A 21436-nucleotide genomic window follows, 5' to 3' on the forward strand; every position below is an offset into this window, starting at 1 on the left:
TATATTTACTTATCACAATTTAACATCCATCCATTGGCAGCAATAACTACAATAATAACCGGTGCAACATCAGGTATTGGTAAAGAAACAGCCCTGGCTCTCGCAAAAAAAGGACATGGCTTATATCTTTTAGTTCGGGATGTAGTACAAGGTGATGAATTGGTGCGGCAGCTAACCGAACAAACCGGCAACAAGGAAATATTTTGTGTTAAGTGCGACCTGGCCGATTTGCACAGTATTTATACCGCTGCCGAAAAACTGAAAAGTAAACTGTTTGCCATTAATGTATTGATCAACAACGCCGGGGGCATGTTTCCGCAGCGTGAGTTGAGTAAGGATGGTTTTGAAATGACTTTTTCCGTAAATCACTTAGGCCACTTTGCCTTGTTTCAGCATTTGTTGCCTTTGTTAGAGAAAGGGCAGGCGCGAGTGATCAGCCTTAGTTCAGAAGCGCATCGAATTGGCAAACCTGCTTTTAACGATATTAATTGCGAAGCAGCTTATTCACCCATGAAAGTATATGGTACTGCCAAGCTTTACAATATCTACTTCACTAAATCAATCGCCGAAAAATATAAGGATAAAGGTATCACGGCATTCGCGGTGCATCCGGGTGTGGTAAATACATCATTCGGTACTGGCACTAAGGGTATTGCGGGGTTCCTGCTTTCGCTTGCCCGTCCGTTCATGATCTCGGCCGAGCAAGGCGCGGAAACATCGGTATACCTGGCTACTCAAAATACCCTGCACGCTAAAAGCGGCTTATACTTCAAGAAATGTAAACCGGCAAAGGTATCGTCAATTGCTAATGATGCTGCCGCGCGCGAAAAACTATGGCAGTTAAGTCTGCAATTATTAGCTCAACATCAGTCATTGTAACAGTATTGGTATATTTATGGTATCGGGCTTAAAATTGCGGGTAGCTTATTATATTTACTTCTCAATCACACCATAATATGTTTATCAGCAAAAAAGCATTTATCACCATTGGTTTACTGTCGGTTGTGGCGGCTACCTCCATGATGTCGTTCAGAACAGAAGCTCCCGCCGAAGAAAAGAAATTCAAGAACCTGAAGGTATTACCCAAAAACATTACCGAAGACCAAATGCACGAGGTAATGGAGGAGTGGGAGCATGCCCTGGGTGTACGTTGCAGCTTTTGCCACGTGCGCGATACAGCAACCAAAAAAATGGACTGGGCCAATGATGCCAAGCCCGAAAAGGAGATGGCCCGCAGCATGTATAAAATGACTGCCATGCTTAACAAAAAATATTTCCACGCTAAAAAGAATGAGCTGGGTATGATGGCCGAAGAAGGCGTGAACTGCAATAGCTGCCACCGTGGCAATGCTCATCCCGAAGTTGAGCCTGCTAACAAGAAAAAAGATTAAGCAATAAGTTTTGCCTACGTAGATAATTTCGTATACGGATCATTAATTAGTAGTAAAAAACTAAAACAACGGGCGTGTTAAACAGGTTATAGTATATATAAAGCGGCCATCAACCAGGTTGCTATATTATCACTAAACATACACTGCCATGGAAAACTACGAAACATTAGTGGATGCCACTAACGATCTGTTAAAAAGAGGATATACTGCTAACCTGAGTATGGATGAAGACTCAGTAAATGATAAGGAACGTGGCATTGAAATGCTGCCCGATGAGTTTGAGATTGATGAATTTTACCGTTTTGAGGGTGCCAGTAACCCATCGGATACATCGATTGTTTACGCCATCAGTTCCGAAAAATATAACTTAAAAGGCGTATTGGTAAATGCCTATGGTGTTTATGCCGATAACGCCACCTCCGGGCTGATCGCCAAGCTGCACCACAACCAGGTGAGTGAGCATTTGCACGGCGAGGACAGACCTAAAGCCTAATGCTTCAAACTGAAGCTGAAAAATAAAAGGGCTTTATTAATAAAATAGCGACGGGCATAACATCCGTCGCTATTTTATTTTACGGCTGTTGAGTTTATTCAATATCATTTTGCCGCGTGCTTGTATGGCGGTTGTGCCATCGCGCATTAAAAACTCCATTTGGTTGGCCAGTTCGTCGGCTATCCAATCATAACGGTTGCTCATGTTAAGCAATGCTTCTGCCGATGATGCTTTAACCGCGACCAGTATTTGCGGGTCAATCAACCAATCAAAAAGCTTTTCAACTATAGGTTCCAGGTTTTGTTCAGCTAACATTGCCTTTATGCTTGCCAGAGCTTTTGAGCCTGTTAGCCTGATCATGATATTGGCAAAATGCCGCTGACTGCTGGGGTAGTTAACTTCAGGGAAACGTTGAAGCAGATAGGGCAGATCATCACAATAGTGCTCAGTATCAGCTATCAGTAAATTTTCAAGCAGCCATGATGCCCTGAAGGCGATATTTTTATCCGAATGAAAGGTAACATCTATCAATTCGGGCAACGGGAATTTATGCTCGCGCATGAGTTGTGTGAGCGATAATACCCGTGCTTTGCCGATGGTGCCCGATATGTGTTTAATAAGTTCGCTTTGTGTAAGCATGATACTTGCCTCTGAACCCAATATTACAAAAATCTGCTAAAAACACTTTTGATAAATTGGTAAATTGCAGGTGCATTTATACAACATCGCCATGTCAAACATCAGCCTCATTATTGAAGAACGCCCCCGCAATATTGGTAACTTTTTAGTAGGCCGGTTACTGCCTTTTAGTAGTAAGCGTATGGTTGGGCCATTTATATTTATCGATCATATGGGGCCTGCCAAGTTAAGTGAATATCAAAATTTTGATATCGCTCCGCATCCGCACATTGGCCTGTCAACATTAACTTATTTGTTCGAGGGTGCTATGATACATAAGGATGGCATGGGTACCGAGATGGAGATAAAACCCGGCCAGGTAAACTGGATGACTGCCGGTAAAGGCGTAGCCCATTCCGAACGTACCCCCGAATATCTCCGCGCATCCGAAAAGCAATTGCACGGCTTGCAGATCTGGGTCGCTCTGCCTAAACACCTGGAACAAATGGAGCCCGAGTTTTACCATGCGGAAAACACCGACTTGCCTGAATGGGAGCAGGATGGAGTGCATTATAAATTAATTGCCGGTGAGTTTGCCGGTAAAACATCGCCGGTACCGGTTTATAGTCCGCTTTATTTTTTAGAACTAAAAAGCGATAGTGAGCAAGCTGTAAAAATTAGCGATCAGCTTTATGGCGAATGTGGCCTGTATATTTTAGAAGGTAGTATTTCAAGTGATGGCACCACCTATCAGCCTAAAGAGTTATTGGTGGCTAAAAATAGCCAGCTATGCGAGTTCACAATGGCAGCGGGTACAACCATTTACTTTTTTGGCGGAGAGCCATTCCCCGAAGACCGTTTTATATACTGGAACTTTGTAGCCACCAGCCAGGAACTGATAGACCAGGCCAAGCAAAAATGGCGCGATCAACAGTTTGCCCCTGTGCCCGGTGAAACAGATTTTATACCCTTACCGCCCGAACCAAGGGGGATAAAGTTTAAGTAAGCTTACTTAAAATCTAAAAAAACGTTGCTTACCCATTTATTGTCCATAGCTATGCGGCTCCAGTTATTCTGCTGTTCAACAGTAAATAACTCCTGCCCCTTAGCGAACGCGCCCGATTTATCAAATGATGTGCCCGGTCCGCTGCGCACGTTCAGGGTATTGGTTGATACGGTGGCCAGCTTAGCATCAACCGTATATTTAGCCGCCACCCATTGTTGCTGACTTGTTGATATTCGGTACCAGCCATTCTTTTCCTCATAAACACGTAATACCGCGCCTAACGTAACGGCTGCCCTGTCGGTAACCTTGGGGCTGTTGGCATCGGGTTGGGTGCGTATATTCAATGTATCTGCGGTAACCATAGCGTATTTAATGATCTGCCCGGTTAGTTGTGCCGTAGGCTGAGTGATTATTGATACCAAGGGCAAAAACTTATCCTGGCAATCGCTCACCTTATTGCCGCCAAAAAACGCGGTACCGGGGCAGCTTTTGTTGTTCTTGCTACCATTGTTGCGCTGGCCGCTGCTCAGGTCAAACCAATGGTGGTATACAACGCTGTTGGTATTTACCGGTAAGCTAAAGCGGGTACAAAGCTTGGCCGTCATGCGTACTATGGTATCGCGCTGCTCAATGGTCATGTTGTCTTTACCGGTATCAAAATTACCCAAATGCTCAATACAAATAGCATTGGCATTTTGACCGGTTATGCAGGCCGGTGATTTTTCGAGCGAGCGCCCGGTAAGTATCGTTCCATCCGGAAAGGTGGTGAAATGCTGCCCGATATCAGCCCAGCCATTATGGTTAATGTGGTAATCTTTCATACCCTTTTGCAGTTCAAAGTGATTGTTCCCTTTAAATTGAGCATACGCGGGGTTGTAGGTGTGATGCTGCTGTACAGTAAGTATGGTGCGTGCAACCTTTAGTGAGGTTATCCAGGTTTCAAACTCCTGAATATCCATTTTAGTGAATCCGAGTTTAGTGGTCATGATGTGTAAGATAATAAGTAAAAAAAGCAGGGCGAGCCCTGCGAGTAATGATATAAAGTTTGGGTTGGTAACGTTTGGGAAAAAGGGGGCAGAATAACCGGTTGTAAATTGTAATGCTAATATACTCAAAAAATGGCCGTTTGCCAAAGTAAAAACACGCTTATGGCACCGTGTAAACACGGTTATTTCGCTGTTAACATGGGTTAACAAAACCTTAATACCCAGAGGTAATTAGCTTAACAATGCGCGCATAGTTTTGGTGTTTAACTTTAAGTTCAAACTATGAAATATCCTTTACTTTTTATCTCATTATTAGCTATCGGCTTTGTAAGCTGTAAAAAAGAAAAATCTGATTCGGGTACTGAGAAGCCGGAGGAGGAGTTCTTTGTGAATGAGGACCCGGCTACCTTTACCGAAATCGGTTCAATTGATATTGGCGACGTAGGCGCTGCCGAGATATCAGCGTTCGATCCATCAACCAACCGTTTATTCGTTGTAAATAACGATGAAACCAAGGGCGATGTTAATCGCATTGATGTACTTGATTTCAGCGATCCGAAGAATATGAAACTGATCCACTCTATTAGCATGCAGCCTTACGGCGGCGCGGTAAACAGTGTGGCGGTTTTTGATGGTAAACTTGCTGCCGCTATTGAATCAACCGATAAGCAGGCCAACGGTAAGGTTGCTGTTTTTAAAACCAGCGATTATACCGAGATCAAAAAGGTAGACGTAGGCGCGTTGCCTGATATGGTTACCTTTTCACCTGATGGTAAATTCATACTGACTGCTAACGAGGGCGAACCTAATACCGATTTTACCAATGATCCGGAAGGTTCAATATCAATTATCGAGGTTGACAATAACTACGCGGTAACTACCCGTAATTTCGCATCATTTGCAAGCAAAGAAGCAGAGCTTACCGCTAAAGGCTTCCGTATTTTTGGCCCGGGCGTTACTAATGATTTTGCCAAAAACATCGAGCCGGAATACATCACCATATCATCTGATTCAAAAACTGCCTGGGTAACATTACAGGAGAACAACGGTATAGCCAAGATCAACCTGACCACAAAAACCATTACCGATATTTTTCCGCTTGGTTTTAAAGATTATAATACTGATGGTAACGAGATCAACGTAAGTGATAAAGATGGCGGTAGCATGGCCTTAGCTAAATGGAATGTTAAAGGTGTTTATATGCCTGATGGTATCGCTTTATATGAGTCGAACGGTACGCCATACCTGTTCACCGCAAACGAAGGTGACGCACGTGAGTACGATGCCTTTGTTGAGGCTGAGCGTATAGGTAAATTAACGCTTGATCCCGCCGCTTTCCCTAACGCTGCTGACCTGCAAACGGAAGCAAAATTAGGTCGTTTAAACGTAACTAAAACCCTTGGCGATGCTAATGGCGACGGTAGGTACGAAGCGCTATATTCATTCGGTGCACGTTCTTTCAGCGTATGGAATGGTAATACAGGTGCCCAGGTTTTTGATAGCAAGAACGAGCTTGATGTTAAAGCCATTGCAGCCAATGCTTATGATGATGGCCGTAGCGACGATAAATCAGTTGAGCCTGAAGGTATAACCGTTGGTAAGGTTGGCAACAAAACCGTAGCCTTTGTAGGCATGGAACGTGCTGATGCTGTTGCGGTTTACGATATTACCGATCCAACCAAGCCATCATTCCTGCAATTCTTTAAATGTGGTGATGCGCCCGAAGGTGTATTATTCATCCCGGCTAAAAACAGCCCTACCAAAAAGAGCTTGTTAGTAGTGAGCAGCGAGAACGATGGTGTAGTAAAGGTTTACACCCCGAACACAATTTAATATACTTAAACCTTATATATAACTGAAAAATGCCCGTGTAATGCGGGCATTTTTTGTATACGGATATTTAGTTGCGCACAAAGGTTTTCTGATATCCTAACGGACTTTTACCCGTTATTTGCTTAAAGTATTTATGAAAGCTGGCAAAGTTATAAAAGCCGCTTTCGTAACATATCTCCTTAACGTTGAGTTGATTGTCGATTAGTAGTTTACAGGCGTGGCCAACCCGTATCTCATTAATAAATTGCGAGTAAGTTTTATGGCTGCGCGATTTAAAGAAACGGCAGAATGAGTTAGGACTCACATTGGCAATGGCGGCTATCTCATCTAACTTGATTTTGTTTTTGAAGTTAGCGATGGTATAATTATAAATAGCATTGATGCGATTCTTCTCCGCTTCCTGAAAGTTATAATGAAAGCCCATTGAGGCCAGTGCCTGCCGCTGCGGGTGGCTGCCCAATTCGGTAAGTACCTGCATCAGCAGCATTATTTTGGCAGGCCCTTCATGGTGTATGATCTTTTCTATCAGCCTGCCTATCTGTTCATCCACATCATCAGTAAGCCTGATGCCGCGTTTGGCATTATCAAGCGTTTGTTTTATGGCCTTATTCTCGGGCAGGTTCAAAAATACATCGCCCCAAAAGTTCTCGTTAAAGTGCACCACAAATACATCAGCTGCTGATGGGCCTTCGGCAAAATATTCGTCATCAAACTTCCAGTAGTGGGGCAGGTTAGCGCCAACCAGCACCACATCGCCGGTTTTAAAATGTTCAATACTGTCGCCTATAAACTGGGTGCCGCTACCGCTTTTAAAATAAACCAGTTCGGCCTCCTGGTGGTAATGCCAGTGGCTGTTTACATCGGGCTCCGTATCGCGCCGGGCGCTAAAGGAGTGCACAATATTGGTAGATACTTTTAATAGTTGGGGTTTCATTACGTTATGATAGATTCATAAAGGTATAAAATAAGCGTAAAATACTTGCTAAACAAAAACTAAACCTTGTGCGATACAATATCGCTTAATAATAGGACAAAAAACAATAACTTTTAATTTAGGCCTTTACCTTTATTTGTAATGTTACTTTTATAAAACCTCCCTTAATAATCGGGGTTATTATTAAACCATCCACAAAACACGTGAAAAAATATTGCCTTACTATTGATCTGTATGACGATGCCGGCCTGATAGCAGCTTATGACGATTGGCACAAAAAAGTTTGGCCGGAAGTGTTAGACAGTATTACCGGCAGCGGGATCATCAACATGGAGATATACCGCTTTGCCAGCAGACTGTTCATGATAGTGGAAGCCGATGATAACTTTAGTTTTGAAGCGAAGGCAGAAGCTGACGCAAATAATCCAAAAGTACAGGAGTGGGAAAACCTGATGTGGGAATTCCAGAAACCCATGCCGCAGGCAAAACCCGGCGAAAAATGGATGCTGATGGATAAGATATTTGAATTGAAGTAAAAACACCAAAATGCCCGACAGTAATTATATAACCTATATACAAATACATCCTGCCGATAATGTGTTGGTTGCCTTAACCGACCTTGCTGTTGATACGCCTGTACAGTTTAACGGTAACATTTTTTTGCTTGCTACCCCGGTTGCTGCCAAACATAAGTTTACCATTAGCGATCTGAATGTGGGCGATGAAATATTTATGTACGGAGTGCTGGTTGGCAAAGCTAATCAACCCATACCAAAAGGCACAGCCATTACGGTTGACAATGTGATACATGCCGCGGGCGAATACCAGTTAGGTGACCGTAAAACCGAATGGCACAAGCCGGATGTATCTGCGTTTGAGGAGCGCACGTTTATGGGCTATCACCGTGCCGATGGCTCGGTAGGTACTGGCAATTACTGGCTGGTTATTCCGCTGGTATTTTGCGAGAACCGTAACATCAACGTGCTGAAAGAAGCCCTAACCGAAAAGCTGGGTTTTACCAAGCCGCGAGGGTATACCAGCGAGGTTGATAAACTGGTTGATATGTATCGCACCGGCCAATCGGTTGAAGAAATATTACAGGCCGACCTGGAGTTGACTCCTGAAAATAAAACGGCTAACAAGCTGTTTGCTAATATTGATGGTATAAAATTCATCAATCATGATATGGGTTGCGGCGGCACACGTATTGATTCGGATGCGCTTTGCGGACTGCTTGCAGGGTATATAACACACCCTAACGTAGCAGGTGCAACGGTGTTAAGCTTAGGCTGCCAGCATGCGCAGGCCAGTATTTTACGTAATGAGATAGCTAAACGCGATGCTAACTTTAGCAAGCCGTTATATATTTTAGAGCAACAGCAACTGGGTACCGAAAGCACCTTATTGCAGCAAGCCCTAAAACAAACCTTTGCCGGGTTAATTGAAGCCAACAAAGCTGAAAGACAACCCGCACCACTATCAAAGCTTTGCATAGGCTTGGAGTGTGGCGGTTCTGATGGTTTTTCGGGTATATCGGCTAATCCAACGCTGGGTTATTTGTCGGATATATTGGTGAGCTTGGGCGGGAGCGTTATTCTGGCCGAATTTCCGGAGTTGTGCGGGGTTGAGCAGGAGCTGAGCGACCGTTGTGTTGATGTACCAACGGCCGAAAAATTCATGCACCTGATGCGTACTTACAACGCCCGCGCCGAGGCTGATGGTTCAGGCTTTTATGCCAACCCATCACCGGGTAATATAAAGGATGGATTGATCACCGATGCCATCAAATCAGCAGGTGCGGCTAAAAAGGGTGGCACATCGCCGGTAGCAGCAGTGCTTGATTATCCAGAGAAGGTAACCAAACCAGGCCTTAACCTGCTATGCACACCGGGCAGTGATGTAGAGAGTACAACCGCCGAGGTAGCCTCGGGAGCGAATGTTGTGTTATTTACCACCGGTTTAGGTACGCCAACGGGTAACCCGGTAACGCCGGTTATCAAGGTGGCTACTAATACTGCCTTGTACAAACGCATGCCCGATATTATTGATATTAACTGTGGTACCATCATTGAAGGGGAAGAAACCATAGCGCAGGCTGCCGAGCGTATGCTTAACTATGTAATAGATGTAGCCAGCGGAAATATCATGCCAAAAGCTGTAAAATTAGGTCAGGACGATTTTATACCCTGGAAAAGAGGGGTATCATTATAAATTATAACCATGTTCAGTTTAAAAAATAAAATAGCGGTAATTACAGGCGGCGGCAGCGGTATAGGCAAGGCCATATCATTGTTGTTTGCCAAACAAGGTGCCGCCGTACATATCATCGAACTTAATGCCGATGCAGCTGCCGGTGTGGTTGCTGAAATAAATGAGGCTGGCGGTTTAGCGCAAGCTCATGCCGGTAACGTAACCGATCAGGCTGCTATCACAGCAATTTTCAGCAGCATAGGCAAAATTGATATACTGGTAAATAACGCGGGCATTGCCCATGTAGGTAATCTGGAAAATACCAGCGAGGCTGATTTTGATCGTATTTACCAGGTGAACATAAAAGGTGCTTACAATTGCTTGTACGCAGCAGTTCCGCTGATGAAGCAAAACGGTGCTGGCGCAATATTAAACATGGCCTCAATTGCCGCGCACGTTGGTATTACTGACAGGTTCGCTTACTCTATGAGTAAGGGCGCTATTTTCGCCATGACCTTATCTGTAGCCCGCGATTATCTGGCTGCTAACATCCGCTGCAATAGCATATCGCCGGCAAGGGTACACACCCCTTTTGTGGATGGTTTTATAGCCAAGAACTACCCTGATAACCAGGCCGAGATATTTGAAAAACTATCAAAAAGTCAACCCATCGGCCGTATGGCCAAACCGGATGAGGTGGCATCGCTCGCCTTATATTTATGCTCGGATGAATCGGGCTTTATAACCGGCACCGATTACCCTATTGATGGTGGTTTTATAACATTAAATAATTAGATCTGATCTGCATATATGAAATTAATAAGATACGGTGCCGCCGGTCACGAAAAAACCGGTGTACAAATTGATGGTGTTAATTACAGCACTGCCGGATTTGGGATTGACTATAACGAACAGTTTTTTGAAGCAGGTGGTATTGAATCATTAGCTGCTTATTTGAAAGATAATCAGGATAAGCTTGAAAAAATTGACGACAGCGAGCGCCTGGGTAGCCCGATAGCACGCCCATCAAAAATTGTATGTATAGGCCTTAACTATGCCGATCACGCGCACGAAACCGATGCGCCGCTACCACCCGAGCCGGTTATCTTCTTTAAAAGTACCACCTCATTGGTTGGTCCGTTTGATGATGTGGTGATCCCTAAAAACTCTGTAAAAACCGATTGGGAAGTAGAGTTGGCCGTAGTTATAGGCAAAAAGGCATCGTATGTTGAAGAAGCCGAAGCGGCTGATTACATAGCCGGTTACGTGCTGCATAATGATGTATCTGAACGTGAGTTTCAACTGGAGCGTAACGGTACCTGGGATAAAGGCAAGGGCTGCGATACATTCGCGCCAATGGGGCCTTTTTTGGCTACGTCCGATGAACTGGGCGATATCAATAACCTTAAACTATGGCTTAAGGTAAACGGCGAAATCATGCAAAATGGCAGCACATCGAACCTGATATTCAATATACCGTTCCTTGTATCGTACGTAAGTCAGTTCATGACTTTGCTGCCGGGCGATGTAATTTCAACCGGAACGCCAGCGGGTGTAGGCCTTGGCTTTAAACCGCCTGTATACCTTAAACCAGGTGATGTGATGGAGTTGGGCATTGATGGCCTGGGTTCAGCAAGGCAGCAAGTGGTGGCGTATGAAAAAAATTGATTCGCACCAGCACTTCTGGCTGTATAACCCGGTAAAGGAGGCCTGGATAACCGACGACATGGCGGTAATTCAGCGCGATTTTTTACCTGCCGATGTATTGGAACTATTGCAGTATAACAATATTGATGGCTGCATTGCGGTACAGGCTGATCAGAGTGAAGCGGAGAACGAATTTTTATTGGATCAGGCAAAAACAACTCCTTTTATTAAGGGGATTGTTGGTTGGGTTGATTTACGGGCAGATAATATTGAAGAAAGATTAGCCCATTATCAGCAATATAAATTGATCAAAGGTTTCAGGCATATTGTACAGCCCGAGCCGGGTGGTTTTATGCTTACCTCGGAGTTTAAACGAGGCATATCAAAACTGGCGGCATATGGGTTTACTTATGATATTATCATCGGTAATAACCAACTAAAGGAAGCTATTGAATTGGTAACCGAATTTCCGGAGCAAAAGTTTGTGGTTGACCATTTGGCTAAACCCAATATTAAGGCCGGAGAAATTGATGAATGGAAAAAGGATATTGAAGCCATTGCGTTGTACAATAATGTATATTGCAAGGTATCAGGTTTTTGTACCGAGGCCGATTGGTATCATTGGAAACTGGAAGATGTTGTTCCTTATCTGGATGTGGTGTTTACCGCGTTTGGTGCTAACAAGGTGATGTATGGGTCAGACTGGCCGGTGAGTTTATTAGCCGGTGGTTATAACCGCGTTATACAAAGCCTTAAAACGTATGTGCAGCAACTTACCCCGCATGAACAGGATTTGTTTTGGGGAGGTAACGCTGCCAATTTTTATAATTTAGATATATAAAGCTGACCTTGATGGATCTGCAACTTAAAGATAAAGTAATTATAGTAACCGGCGGTGCCCGGGGCATAGGCAAGGGCATTGCTTTGGTATTAGCCAAGGAGGGCGCCACCGTAGCCATTGTAAGCCGCACAGAAACCGAGAACCTGAAAACACTTGCCGAAATTGAAGCGGCAGGGGGCAAAGGTTTCCAGGTTGTGGCCGAGCTGTCAAACCCGGAAGCCAGCCAGCAAGCCGTTGATGCTGTTGTTGCCGAGTTTGGTCGTATTGATGGGCTGGTAAACAATGCCGGTGAGAATGATGGTGTTGGCCTGCAAAACGGCAATTACGAAAAGTTCATGCAATCAATGCATAAAAACCTGGTTCATTATTATATGATGGCGCATTATGCTGTGCCTCATTTAATTAAAACCCAGGGTAGCATTGTAAACATCAGCTCCAAAACTGCCGATACCGGGCAGGGGGGGACATCAGCCTACGCGGCATCAAACGGTGGCCGTAACGCGCTTACCCGTGAGTGGGCGGTTGAACTGCTGTCGCATAACATCCGTGTAAATGCCGTAGTAGTTGCCGAATGTTATACTCCGCTTTACGAACGCTGGATACAAACGCTGGACAATCCGGAAGAAAAATTAAAAGAGATCACCTCAAAAATACCGCTGGGTAACCGCATGACCACTACCGAGGAGTTAGGTAATACCGTGGCGTTCCTGCTGTCGTCGGTATCAAGCCATACCACCGGGCAGTTGATCTATGTTGATGGTGGTTATGTGCATTTAGATAGGGCTATATCATAAATAATTGTGCCGATGAAAGTTGGGTTATTTGTTCCGTGTTATATCAATCAGTTTTATCCTAAAGTGGCTATCGCTACCTTGGAGTTGCTTGAAAAATTAGGGCTGGAAGTGGGTTATCCGCTTAACCAAACCTGTTGCGGGCAGCCAATGGCTAATTCAGGTTATGAGCACTTGACCGGTTCAACCAACGAATTATTTACGCAGAATTTTGCGGGGTACGATTACATCGTTTCGCCATCGGGTAGTTGCACGCTGCACATTAAGGATCATTTACACTCAGATAAAGTACCCGCCGAGGCTAAAAACATACGCTCCAACATTTATGAGCTGACCGAGTTTTTGACCGATATAATGAAAGTGGATAGCATCAAAGCCAGCTTTCCGTACAGGGTAGGTGTGCACCAAAGCTGCCACGGGCAACGCGGCCTAAAACTCGCGCAAATGACGGAGCTTACCGCGCCCGCTTTCTCCAAACCCGAGCAATTGCTTAAAATGGTTGACGGCATTGAACTGGTACCCTTAACACGTGCCGATGAATGCTGCGGCTTTGGCGGTACCTTTTGCGTTGCTGAGGAAGCTGTTTCTGTAAAAATGGGTAAGGATAGGGTGGCCGATCATATTAAAAACAACGCCGAATACATTACCGCTGCCGATATGAGCTGCCTGATGCACATGGAAGGCATCCTGAAACGCCAAAAAAGCCCGGTTAAAGTTGTACACATTGCCGAAATTTTAAATGCTGCCATGGTATGAGTACAGTAAAGGATCATGCGGAATTAGCCCAGGTTTTTAATAACGATGAAAAGCGGGTAGACTGGCACGATGAAACCCTGTGGTTTGTACGCGCCAAGCGCGACCGCGCCAGTCATGGTATTCCCGATTGGGAGTTATTGCGCGAAACGGCATCGCAAATAAAACATAACGTACTATCAAACATGCACAACTATTTGGTGCAGTTTGAGGATAAAGCCTTAGCCAACGGAGTAAAAGTGCATTGGGCTGCTAACGCAGCAGAGCATAATGCCATCGTGTTATCAATCCTGAAAGAAAAGGGTATTGACCGCATGGTGAAAAGCAAATCAATGCTTACCGAGGAATGCCACCTGAATGATTTTTTGCAGGATAATGGTGTGGAAGTAATTGATTCTGATCTGGGGGAGCGCATAGTTCAGCTGGCTAAAGAGCCGCCGAGCCATATCGTATTACCCTGCATCCACAAAAAGAAGGAAGAAATAGGCGACATATTCCACGAGCATTTGGGCACAGCGGCCGGTGAATCTGACCCGCAGATACTGACCGAAACTGCCCGCCAACACCTGCGCGAAGTTTTTTTAACCCGCCGTGCAGCATTAACAGGCGTAAACTTCGCCATTGCCGAAACCGGCGAGTTTGTAGTTTGCACCAACGAAGGCAATGCCGATATGGGCGCACACTTAGCCGATGTGCACATAGCCAGCATGGGCTTTGAAAAGCTGATACCGCAGCGCAAACACCTCAGCGTATTTTTACGCCTGCTTACCCGCAGCGCTACCGGGCAGCCCATCACCACGTATTCAAGTCATTTTAAAAAGCCGCGCCCCGGCCAGCAAATGCATATTATTATTGTTGATAACGGGCGCAGTATACAGTTAGGTCGTGAGGATTTCCGTAACTCGCTAAAGTGCATTCGCTGTGGGGCTTGCATGAACACCTGCCCGGTTTACCGCCGCAGTGGGGGGCATAGCTACCATACTGCCGTGGCAGGGCCTATCGGCTCTATACTGGCGCCAAATCTAGATATGAAAAAATATTCTGATCTGCCGTTCGCTTCAACGCTGTGCGGGTCGTGCTCAAACGTTTGCCCGGTTAAAATAGATATTCACGATCAGTTGTATAAATGGCGACAGGTGATCGTAAAAAATGGCTACTCAACCAAAACTAAAACAGCCATGATGAAAGGCATGACACTGGCTTTATCATCACCGGCAATATTTAACTTTTCGGGTAAAGCAGGGCGACTGGCCTTGAAGTTTATTCCGTTCGCTGTGAATAACGGTCTTAACCCGTGGTACAAACAGCGCGATATGCCAGCACCGCCCGAAGGCTCGTTTACCGACTGGTACAAAAAGAACCGGAAAGGAGAGAAGTCATGAGCCGCGAAATTATACTGAACGCCATCAAACAAAATCAGCCTGAATTGAAGCCTTTACCCGCTGATGTTGATTTCTATTATGAGCAGATAGATGCCGCCGAAAAATTTAAGCAGGTATTGGAATTTATTGGCGGGAAATTACATACCGCTGATAGCTTAGCCGACGTTAAGCAACAACTGGAAACCGCTTTTCCGCAAGCTGAGCGATGGATAACCGCGATGCCTGAATTCGCGCAGTACGCAACATTGATTCAACCAGCTGATCCGCATACTTTGGAAAATGTGGATGTAGCCATTATAAAAGGCCATTTTGGGGTTGCCGAAAACGGTGCCGTTTGGGTTACTGAAGATCTGTTGGGTGCACGGGCCTTGCCATTTATCACGCAGCATTTGGTTATCTTACTAAATAAAAACAGCATAGTACCGCTTATGCAGCAGGCTTACCAATTAATTGGCGATGGTGATCATGGTTACGCTGCATTTATTGCCGGACCCTCTAAAACTGCCGACATTGAGCAATCATTAGTTATTGGCGCGCATGGGCCACGCAGCTTAACTGTTTTCCTGATAAATGATCTGGCTTAATATTTCATAATCAATTTTTTATAGGATATTGTAAAAAATATTTCTGTTAAATTTTTATATTTTAAAAATTAATGTAAATTTGACAGTTAACACAATTATATGACCGTAACAGATATTTTCCAACAAATTTTTGAGGCGGAGCCGTTGGTGGTGCAGTCGCCGGGCCGTATCAACCTTTTAGGTGAGCATACCGATTATAATGAGGGCTTTGTATTGCCGGCTGCGGTAAACAAATACGCAACAGTTGCCATCAGCGCTAATAATACCGGTGATATTGTAATGCACTCGGTACAGTTTGATAAAACCGTAACAGTGCCCTTAGCTGAAATTGCCCCGCAAACCGAAAATTCATGGACAAACTATGTATTAGGCGTTACTGATGGTCTGATACATGGCGGTAAAAAAGTATCCGGTTTTAACATTGCTGTTGATGGCGATATTCCTATTGGTGCCGGTATGTCATCATCGGCAGGTATATCATGCGCGGTAGGTTTCGCGCTGAATGAGTTGTTCGGCTTGGGTTTAACCCGCGAGCAACTGGCACGTACCGCACAATGGGCCGAGCATAACTATGCCGGTGTAGCTTGTGGTATTATGGATCAGTTTGCCAGCTTGTTCGGCAAGGCTAATCACCTTATTCAGTTAGATTGCCGTAGCATAGAGTATAAGTACGTTCCTATCGAGATGGAGGGTTATGCATTGGTATTATTCAATACCAACGTAAAGCATAATCTGGCCTCAACCGAATATAATCAGCGCCGCAAACAATGCGAAAAAGGTGTTGCCCTGGTTAAAGAAAAATACCCGCAAGTAAACAGCCTGCGCGATGTAACTATGGATATGCTGCGCGAGTTGGTAGAGCCGGTTGATGTATCAACCTTTACCCGTTGCAAATACGTGGTTGAGGAGAATGATCGCCTGCTTACCGGTTGTGATGATCTGCGTAATGGCGATTTAGTTGCATTTGGTAAAAAAATGTTCGCTACGCATCATGGCTTATCGCAGGAGTATAGTGTTAGCTGCCCTGAGCTCGACTTTTTGGTTGATGCTGTTAGAGATAATGCTGATGTTTTAGGTGCCCGTATGATGGGTGGCGGCTTTGGTGGTTGTACCATCAACCTGATCAAAGAAGAAGCCATTGATAACATAGCCAAAGACCTCGCGCCTAAATATGAGGCCGCTATGGGCAAACCACTTACCACCTATGTGGTATTAACCGGCGATGGTACATCAATAGTATCAAAGCCTGTTGTTGCTGCATAACCCACTTAACTAACAAATAATAAAGGCCGGATGCGTAATGCATTCGGCCTTTTACTTTTATAAGGTACGAGGTTTTACTTAGCCTCGTTTATTTGTAATATCACACTGTTGCGGCCTGCCTTAACATCAGGGTTGTAACCAATGGTCATCAGGAATTCGCCACTGTAGGTTTTAGTAGCATCCAACGATGAATTGCTACCCGGATACAAGTTTATCTCCTTTAAAGTATAGCGTTTTGCGGCATCAAGCCCTTTAAGTTTAACAGGTAATTTGCTGCCCTCATCATAACGGTTATTCACCAGGTAATTGAACATCACACAGCTGCTTTTAGCCTCATCAACATACATAATTGATGCTACGCTGTTTTTGCGAGGATCGGCCAGGCGGTATTGCTCGCCATGCCAAATAATATCCTTTAGCTGATTGTAGTTTTTAATAGCTTCCTGGCAAAACTTAAGTTCATCGCCGCTCAGCTTGCTTACTACAATATCAAAACCAAGCTTACCCATCATGGCTACATCCACACGGAATTTTATAGGTTGCTTACCCCAGTCGGTTACGTGGTTTGAGCTGGTAATGGCAGGGTAGAAGTAGGAGTATTCCCACTGTATAAAAATACGCTCTAACGGATCAGTATTATCGCTTGGCCAAAACTCGGTAAAGTATTTAAGCGCGGCATAATCAACCCGGCCGCCACCGCCCGAACAAAGCATCATAGGTACTTTAGGGTATTTGGCGCGTATGCGCTCCAATACTTTGTACAGCCCGCGCATATACTCAATATAAAAGTGCGACTGATTTTTAAGATGCGCCGAATAAGCATTAAATATCACCGCGTTACAATCCCATTTTATATAAGCCAGTTCAGGGTTTTTGGTGAAAAGGTCATCAACTATACCAAACACAAAATTTTGCACCTCGGGGTTAGCCAGATCAAGCACCAATTGGTTACGGAAGTAATGCTCATCACGTTTAGGTTGTTTAATAACCCAATTTGGGTGCTTCTCGTAAAGCTCACTTTTAGGGTTCACCATTTCAGGTTCAAGCCAAATACCAAACTTAACGCCATTGGCAGTAGCCTCTTTAACTAATGATGATACACCATTAGGCAGTTTCTTTTTATTCTCCTGCCAATCACCCAAGCCGGCATTGTCGCCATTGCGGGGGTATTTGTTGGCGAACCAGCCGTCGTCGAGCAAAAACATATCAACGCCCAGCTTCTTGGTGTCCTTTATCAATTCAAAAAGCTTTTGCTCGTCAAAATCAAAATACGTGGCCTCCCAGTTGTTAAGCAGGGTTAGGCGGTTACCGTTACCATCAAGCACACGGTAATTGCGTGCCCAGCGCTGTAATTTACGACTGGCATCGCCCTTACCCTTATCGCTCATGGTATATAAAAAGGCAGGGGTAGTGAAAACCTCATTCGGTTTTAAGGTATATGCTGATGCATAGTTGTTGGCACCGGCAATAACACGCAAATTATCCATGTTATCAAGCTCCAGATCGGTGCGGAAGTTACCGCTCCATTCAACCGAACCATATAGTACAGTTCCTTCATCCTCAGTAGCGGGCTGATCTATCGAGATCATGAATACTGAGGGCTGAAAAAGGTTGGCGCGAGTACCCAACTTTGTATCCAGGGTTTTTATACCGTGGGTTATCAGGCTTTCTTCGGGTTGCATTTCTTTGGCCCACTCGCCGTGGTATTGGGTAAGGTAATATTTTGCAGCCTTTAAGTACAAATTAGCCGAGGCGAATTTATGTAACACCACATTGCCTTTTTCGCTGTGCTTAATGCTGCTCCACTGTTCAACCACATCCTCATTAAAGTATGATTTATAGTATAGCGTAACCTCAAAATTATAAACCGGGTCTTTAAGCACCACACTAAGCAGCGACACATTATTATCAACCTTAGTAACCTTGTGGCTTACATAGCGCAAATCAAGCGAGTTGTTACCATCGGAGTGGGTAACGGTAACGGCAGGCTCAAAATAACCGCGCGAACCCGAAGTTGAATAAGCGGAGTTTGATGTGTTATCGGTATAGTCGGCGGTTTGCTTGTATACTGATGGTATTTGCGCGTAAGCGGCGGCATCGTTCAGTTTTTTGCCGAGGTAGATGGTACCTATATCCTTTTTACCGTCAATCTGTAAAACAAGTGCATTGTTTTTGGTTTCAACGGGGATGGTAATGTTTTGCGCCCACGCCGTGCACGATAAGCCAAGGGCAAGCGCGAACGTAGTAAAGGTTTTTAAGTTGATAATTGGTTGGTTAGCATTCATTCTATAAAAATAATATTTAATAGGTAATTAATGTCATTTGTACGGATAATTGGTTGGCTGCTTTTGACAAGCATTTACTTAGGCCGATGACGGCATCGGGCATGCTCAAACCTAACACCTGCAGCACAGTTATAAAATGGATAATTCTATAAAATGAATGGATTATTTGGGCATGTTTTTAACTGTGATATACCGTTTTGTTTGAAAATTCCCTTTTTATGGAATGGTATAGTCCATCAAAAAAAAAGTATTCTCTATTCTTAATACTCATGGCGGGCCGTTATTTTGAGATCGTCAACAAACCAGTTTAACAAACCAATAATAATCAGGTAAGTATTATTTCAAAAGCTATCATGGCGTTGCCGTGCTACTACCTTGTTGGCATTTTCGGGATGAACAATAATATTTAAACAAGCATTTAATGCAGTTATTAAAAGATAAGGTAGTTTTTTTAACCGGCGGTACCGAGGGTATAGGCTTTGAATGCGCAAAGGTGTACCGCGCGGCAGGCGCAGCCCTGGCCATCGTGTCAAACAACAGGGAAAGTATCGCGAAGGCATCGCTCACTTTATTTGGTGATGATGTACTTTACCTGCATGCTGATGTATCAATAATGGAGCAGATAGCGCAGGCGGTTGATGCCGCCGTGGCAAGATTCGGCAAAATTGATGTAGTGCACAACAATGCCGGAATATCCGATCCTTCAAAAAACCTGCACGAAACAACCGACGACGAATGGCAACGCCTTTTTGATGTGAATGTGAAGGGCATATTCAACACCACGCGCTATGCCATAAATCAGCTTATAAAAAATAAGGGTAATATATTGAACACAGGCAGCATGGCCGGTGAGATAGGGCAGGAAATACATGCTGCCTATAGTGCAACTAAGGGTGCTATCAGCGCGCTTACACGCTCAATGGCTATTGATTACGCCCCGCATGGTATCAGGGTAAATGCTATTGCCCCCGCCGGTGTTTGGACACCTATGCTACGCAGCTGGAGCGAGCAGCAGCCCAGCCCGGCATCTATCGAAAAATATCTGGATAGCATACACCTGTTAGGTTATTGCCCCGATGCCGATGTTATAGCCGATGCTTGTTTGTTCCTGGTTTCGGCGCCTTCACGGTTTATAACCGGCTGCATATTACCCGTAAGCGGCGGCGCCGAGCTGGGTTATCGTCGTAGTAATTAATCCCTTTAACGTAAATTTTATGATCAAAAATATTCAGGTAAAGGATGTTCGCTATCAGTTAGATGGTAATGCCGGTAGCGATGCCATACATCGCGATCCGGTATACTCCTACGCTGTAACTCAATTGCATGATGATAGCGGACTAACAGGTACCGGTTTAGCCTTTAGCCTCGGCAAAGGGAACGAACTGGTTTGTGCTGCCGCCAAATTTTATGCTGAAAAATTAAAAGGATCGGACATTGAGGTATTGATGCAGAATTTTGGTTCGCTATTCAATCAAATGGCTAACGAGCAGCAATTCAGATGGCTGGGGCCGCACAAAGGTGTGGTGCATTTGGCGCTGGCATCGGTAACTAATGCCTGTTACGATCTGTGGGCTAAAAAGCTTGGCGTGCCATTATGGAAACTGTTGATCGATCTCTCTCCCGAAGAAATTGTTAACACGCTCGATCTCACCTATCTGGAAGATGAATTGACCACGCAGGATGCCATAAAGTTAATAACCGAACAACAAACCGGCTTGCGGCAACGCGAGTTGATAACCAACGTTGGCTACCCCGGTTATGATACCTCGATAGGCTGGTTCAATTACAGCGATGATAAAGTGCGCGAAAATTGTTTAAAGGCTGTAGATGAAGGATTTACCGCTATGAAGTTAAAGGTTGGTTCAGCTGAAGCTGAGCGTGATATACGGCGAGCGCACATTGTACGCGAAGCAGCCGGAGATGCCGTAAAGGTAATGCTTGATGCCAACCAGCAATGGAATTTACCGCAGGCCATCAGCATTTGTAATCAACTAAAAAGTATGAACCCATACTGGATCGAGGAGCCTACGCACCCTGATGATGTATTGGCGCATAAAACCCTGGCCGAAGCTATTGCCCCTGTTAGGTTGGCATTGGGTGAACACGTGCCCAACCGGGTGATATTTAAAAATTACCTGCAAACAGGTGCCGCCTCATTTATTCAGGTAGATGCTGTGCGTGTGGGTGGGGTTAGTGAATTTATTACAGTTAGCCTGCTTTGTAAAAAGTACGGTATACCTGTGGTGCCGCATGTTGGCGATATGGGGCAATTGCATCAGCATCTGGTTTTATTTAATCATATAAAATTGGGGCACGAAGCCTTATTTTTAGAGCATATTCCGCACCTGCAAAAGTACTTTGTTAACCCGGTGCTTATCGAGAACGGATTATACCAAACACCACAGGCACCCGGCAGCAGCTGCGACCTGAAAGCATAAT

Annotated in this window: 21 protein-coding genes; 17 read left to right on the forward strand and 4 right to left on the reverse strand. The window is 44.7% G+C overall.

Annotation, left to right across the window (positions count from 1 at the left end; translation table 11 throughout):
* Positions 1-33: 33 nt before the first annotated feature.
* The 3 genes from IM792_RS03085 to IM792_RS03095 all read left to right on the forward strand — a co-directional run bounded on the left by IM792_RS03085 (position 34) and on the right by IM792_RS03095 (position 1884).
* The gene (locus IM792_RS03085) at positions 34-879 is read left to right on the forward strand and encodes an SDR family oxidoreductase (RefSeq protein ID WP_194100195.1); all 846 of its coding nucleotides are present in this window, start codon (positions 34-36) and stop codon (positions 877-879) included.
* A 77-nt stretch (positions 880-956) separates the two neighbouring features.
* Positions 957-1391 carry a c-type cytochrome gene (locus IM792_RS03090; RefSeq protein ID WP_194100196.1) on the forward strand — a complete coding sequence of 145 codons (435 nt, stop codon included), beginning with the start codon at positions 957-959 and terminating at the stop codon, positions 1389-1391.
* Between the two features lie 148 nt (positions 1392-1539).
* Positions 1540-1884, forward strand: a complete 345-nt coding sequence (locus tag IM792_RS03095) for a phosphoribosylpyrophosphate synthetase (RefSeq protein WP_194100197.1) — start codon at positions 1540-1542, stop codon at positions 1882-1884.
* 69 nt (positions 1885-1953) lie between these two features.
* Here IM792_RS03095 and IM792_RS03100 read toward each other — a convergent pair whose 3' ends face one another.
* The gene (locus IM792_RS03100) at positions 1954-2523 is read right to left on the reverse strand and encodes a hypothetical protein (RefSeq protein ID WP_194100199.1); all 570 of its coding nucleotides are present in this window, start codon (positions 2521-2523) and stop codon (positions 1954-1956) included.
* A 91-nt stretch (positions 2524-2614) separates the two neighbouring features.
* Between IM792_RS03100 and IM792_RS03105 the strand changes: the two genes are divergently transcribed.
* Positions 2615-3508, forward strand: a complete 894-nt coding sequence (locus IM792_RS03105; RefSeq protein WP_194100200.1) for a pirin family protein — start codon at positions 2615-2617, stop codon at positions 3506-3508.
* A 2-nt stretch (positions 3509-3510) separates the two neighbouring features.
* Here the strand turns inward: IM792_RS03105 and IM792_RS03110 are convergent, their stop codons facing one another.
* On the reverse strand, positions 3511-4494 hold the full coding sequence (locus IM792_RS03110; protein ID WP_194100201.1) for an SH3 domain-containing protein: 984 nt from the start codon (positions 4492-4494) through the stop codon (positions 3511-3513).
* A gap of 282 nt (positions 4495-4776) precedes the next feature.
* Between IM792_RS03110 and IM792_RS03115 the strand changes: the two genes are divergently transcribed.
* Positions 4777-6327: a choice-of-anchor I family protein gene (locus IM792_RS03115; protein WP_194100202.1), complete on the forward strand. Its 1551-nt coding sequence runs from the start codon at positions 4777-4779 to the stop codon at positions 6325-6327.
* 67 nt (positions 6328-6394) lie between these two features.
* On the opposite strand, the gene IM792_RS03120 is transcribed toward IM792_RS03115, so the two are convergent.
* On the reverse strand, positions 6395-7261 hold the full coding sequence (locus tag IM792_RS03120; RefSeq protein ID WP_194100203.1) for a helix-turn-helix domain-containing protein: 867 nt from the start codon (positions 7259-7261) through the stop codon (positions 6395-6397).
* A 203-nt stretch (positions 7262-7464) separates the two neighbouring features.
* Between IM792_RS03120 and IM792_RS03125 the strand changes: the two genes are divergently transcribed.
* From IM792_RS03125 to galK, 10 genes are all read left to right on the forward strand, one after another.
* Positions 7465-7797, forward strand: coding sequence for an L-rhamnose mutarotase (locus IM792_RS03125; RefSeq protein WP_194100204.1), 333 nt, complete (start codon positions 7465-7467; stop codon positions 7795-7797).
* Between the two features lie 10 nt (positions 7798-7807).
* On the forward strand, positions 7808-9472 hold the full coding sequence (locus IM792_RS03130) for an altronate dehydratase family protein (RefSeq protein ID WP_194100206.1): 1665 nt from the start codon (positions 7808-7810) through the stop codon (positions 9470-9472).
* 9 nt (positions 9473-9481) lie between these two features.
* Positions 9482-10246 carry an SDR family oxidoreductase gene (locus IM792_RS03135; protein ID WP_194100208.1) on the forward strand — a complete coding sequence of 255 codons (765 nt, stop codon included), beginning with the start codon at positions 9482-9484 and terminating at the stop codon, positions 10244-10246.
* Positions 10247-10261: 15 nt separating this feature from the next.
* Positions 10262-11119 carry a fumarylacetoacetate hydrolase family protein gene (locus IM792_RS03140; RefSeq protein WP_194100210.1) on the forward strand — a complete coding sequence of 286 codons (858 nt, stop codon included), beginning with the start codon at positions 10262-10264 and terminating at the stop codon, positions 11117-11119.
* A complete protein-coding gene (locus IM792_RS03145) occupies positions 11106-11939 on the forward strand; it encodes an amidohydrolase family protein (protein ID WP_194100211.1) in 834 nt (277 codons plus the stop codon). Before IM792_RS03140 ends, IM792_RS03145 begins: the two co-directional genes overlap by 14 nt.
* Positions 11940-11950: 11 nt before the next feature.
* Complete coding sequence (locus IM792_RS03150) at positions 11951-12733, forward strand: SDR family oxidoreductase (protein ID WP_194100213.1); 783 nt, start codon at positions 11951-11953, stop codon at positions 12731-12733.
* A 12-nt stretch (positions 12734-12745) separates the two neighbouring features.
* The gene (locus tag IM792_RS03155) at positions 12746-13486 is read left to right on the forward strand and encodes a (Fe-S)-binding protein (RefSeq protein ID WP_194100215.1); all 741 of its coding nucleotides are present in this window, start codon (positions 12746-12748) and stop codon (positions 13484-13486) included.
* Complete coding sequence (locus IM792_RS03160; protein WP_194100216.1) at positions 13483-14865, forward strand: lactate utilization protein B; 1383 nt, start codon at positions 13483-13485, stop codon at positions 14863-14865. Before IM792_RS03155 ends, IM792_RS03160 begins: the two co-directional genes overlap by 4 nt.
* The gene (locus IM792_RS03165; RefSeq protein WP_194100218.1) at positions 14862-15449 is read left to right on the forward strand and encodes an LUD domain-containing protein; all 588 of its coding nucleotides are present in this window, start codon (positions 14862-14864) and stop codon (positions 15447-15449) included. The genes IM792_RS03160 and IM792_RS03165 overlap by 4 nt, the downstream gene beginning before the upstream one ends.
* Before the next feature lie 99 nt (positions 15450-15548).
* On the forward strand, positions 15549-16712 hold the full coding sequence (galK, locus tag IM792_RS03170; RefSeq protein WP_194100219.1) for a galactokinase: 1164 nt from the start codon (positions 15549-15551) through the stop codon (positions 16710-16712).
* Between the two features lie 74 nt (positions 16713-16786).
* Here the strand turns inward: galK and IM792_RS03175 are convergent, their stop codons facing one another.
* Complete coding sequence (locus IM792_RS03175) at positions 16787-18997, reverse strand: alpha-galactosidase (protein WP_194100221.1); 2211 nt, start codon at positions 18995-18997, stop codon at positions 16787-16789.
* Between the two features lie 421 nt (positions 18998-19418).
* On the opposite strand from IM792_RS03175, the gene IM792_RS03180 reads away from it, so the two are divergent.
* Together IM792_RS03180 and IM792_RS03185 are read left to right on the forward strand one after the other, a co-directional pair.
* Entirely contained in the window at positions 19419-20192 is a 774-nt protein-coding gene (locus IM792_RS03180) for an SDR family oxidoreductase (protein WP_194100222.1), read from the forward strand.
* A 19-nt stretch (positions 20193-20211) separates the two neighbouring features.
* On the forward strand, positions 20212-21435 hold the full coding sequence (locus tag IM792_RS03185; RefSeq protein ID WP_194100223.1) for an enolase C-terminal domain-like protein: 1224 nt from the start codon (positions 20212-20214) through the stop codon (positions 21433-21435).
* The last annotated feature ends 1 nt before the right edge of the window (position 21436 follow it).

The sequence above is a fragment of the Mucilaginibacter sp. JRF genome, assembly GCF_015223065.1.
In the GTDB taxonomy this organism is placed as follows: Bacteria; Bacteroidota; Bacteroidia; order Sphingobacteriales; family Sphingobacteriaceae; genus Mucilaginibacter.

Excerpts from the sequence above, each read along its gene's own strand:
- IM792_RS03090 (WP_194100196.1), top strand. The coding sequence starts at position 957 with ATGTTTATCAGCAAAAAAGCATTTATCACCATTGGTTTACTGTCGGTT.
- IM792_RS03095 (WP_194100197.1), top strand. The coding sequence starts at position 1,540 with ATGGAAAACTACGAAACATTAGTGGATGCCACTAACGATCTGTTAAAA.
- IM792_RS03100 (WP_194100199.1), bottom strand. The coding sequence starts at position 2,523 with ATGCTTACACAAAGCGAACTTATTAAACACATATCGGGCACCATCGGC.
- IM792_RS03105 (WP_194100200.1), top strand. The coding sequence starts at position 2,615 with ATGTCAAACATCAGCCTCATTATTGAAGAACGCCCCCGCAATATTGGT.
- IM792_RS03110 (WP_194100201.1), bottom strand. The coding sequence starts at position 4,494 with ATGACCACTAAACTCGGATTCACTAAAATGGATATTCAGGAGTTTGAA.
- IM792_RS03115 (WP_194100202.1), top strand. The coding sequence starts at position 4,777 with ATGAAATATCCTTTACTTTTTATCTCATTATTAGCTATCGGCTTTGTA.
- IM792_RS03120 (WP_194100203.1), bottom strand. The coding sequence starts at position 7,261 with ATGAAACCCCAACTATTAAAAGTATCTACCAATATTGTGCACTCCTTT.
- IM792_RS03130 (WP_194100206.1), top strand. The coding sequence starts at position 7,808 with ATGCCCGACAGTAATTATATAACCTATATACAAATACATCCTGCCGAT.
- IM792_RS03135 (WP_194100208.1), top strand. The coding sequence starts at position 9,482 with ATGTTCAGTTTAAAAAATAAAATAGCGGTAATTACAGGCGGCGGCAGC.
- IM792_RS03140 (WP_194100210.1), top strand. The coding sequence starts at position 10,262 with ATGAAATTAATAAGATACGGTGCCGCCGGTCACGAAAAAACCGGTGTA.
- IM792_RS03145 (WP_194100211.1), top strand. The coding sequence starts at position 11,106 with ATGAAAAAAATTGATTCGCACCAGCACTTCTGGCTGTATAACCCGGTA.
- IM792_RS03150 (WP_194100213.1), top strand. The coding sequence starts at position 11,951 with ATGGATCTGCAACTTAAAGATAAAGTAATTATAGTAACCGGCGGTGCC.
- IM792_RS03155 (WP_194100215.1), top strand. The coding sequence starts at position 12,746 with ATGAAAGTTGGGTTATTTGTTCCGTGTTATATCAATCAGTTTTATCCT.
- IM792_RS03160 (WP_194100216.1), top strand. The coding sequence starts at position 13,483 with ATGAGTACAGTAAAGGATCATGCGGAATTAGCCCAGGTTTTTAATAAC.
- IM792_RS03165 (WP_194100218.1), top strand. The coding sequence starts at position 14,862 with ATGAGCCGCGAAATTATACTGAACGCCATCAAACAAAATCAGCCTGAA.
- galK (WP_194100219.1), top strand. The coding sequence starts at position 15,549 with ATGACCGTAACAGATATTTTCCAACAAATTTTTGAGGCGGAGCCGTTG.
- IM792_RS03175 (WP_194100221.1), bottom strand. The coding sequence starts at position 18,997 with ATGAATGCTAACCAACCAATTATCAACTTAAAAACCTTTACTACGTTC.
- IM792_RS03180 (WP_194100222.1), top strand. The coding sequence starts at position 19,419 with ATGCAGTTATTAAAAGATAAGGTAGTTTTTTTAACCGGCGGTACCGAG.
- IM792_RS03185 (WP_194100223.1), top strand. The coding sequence starts at position 20,212 with ATGATCAAAAATATTCAGGTAAAGGATGTTCGCTATCAGTTAGATGGT.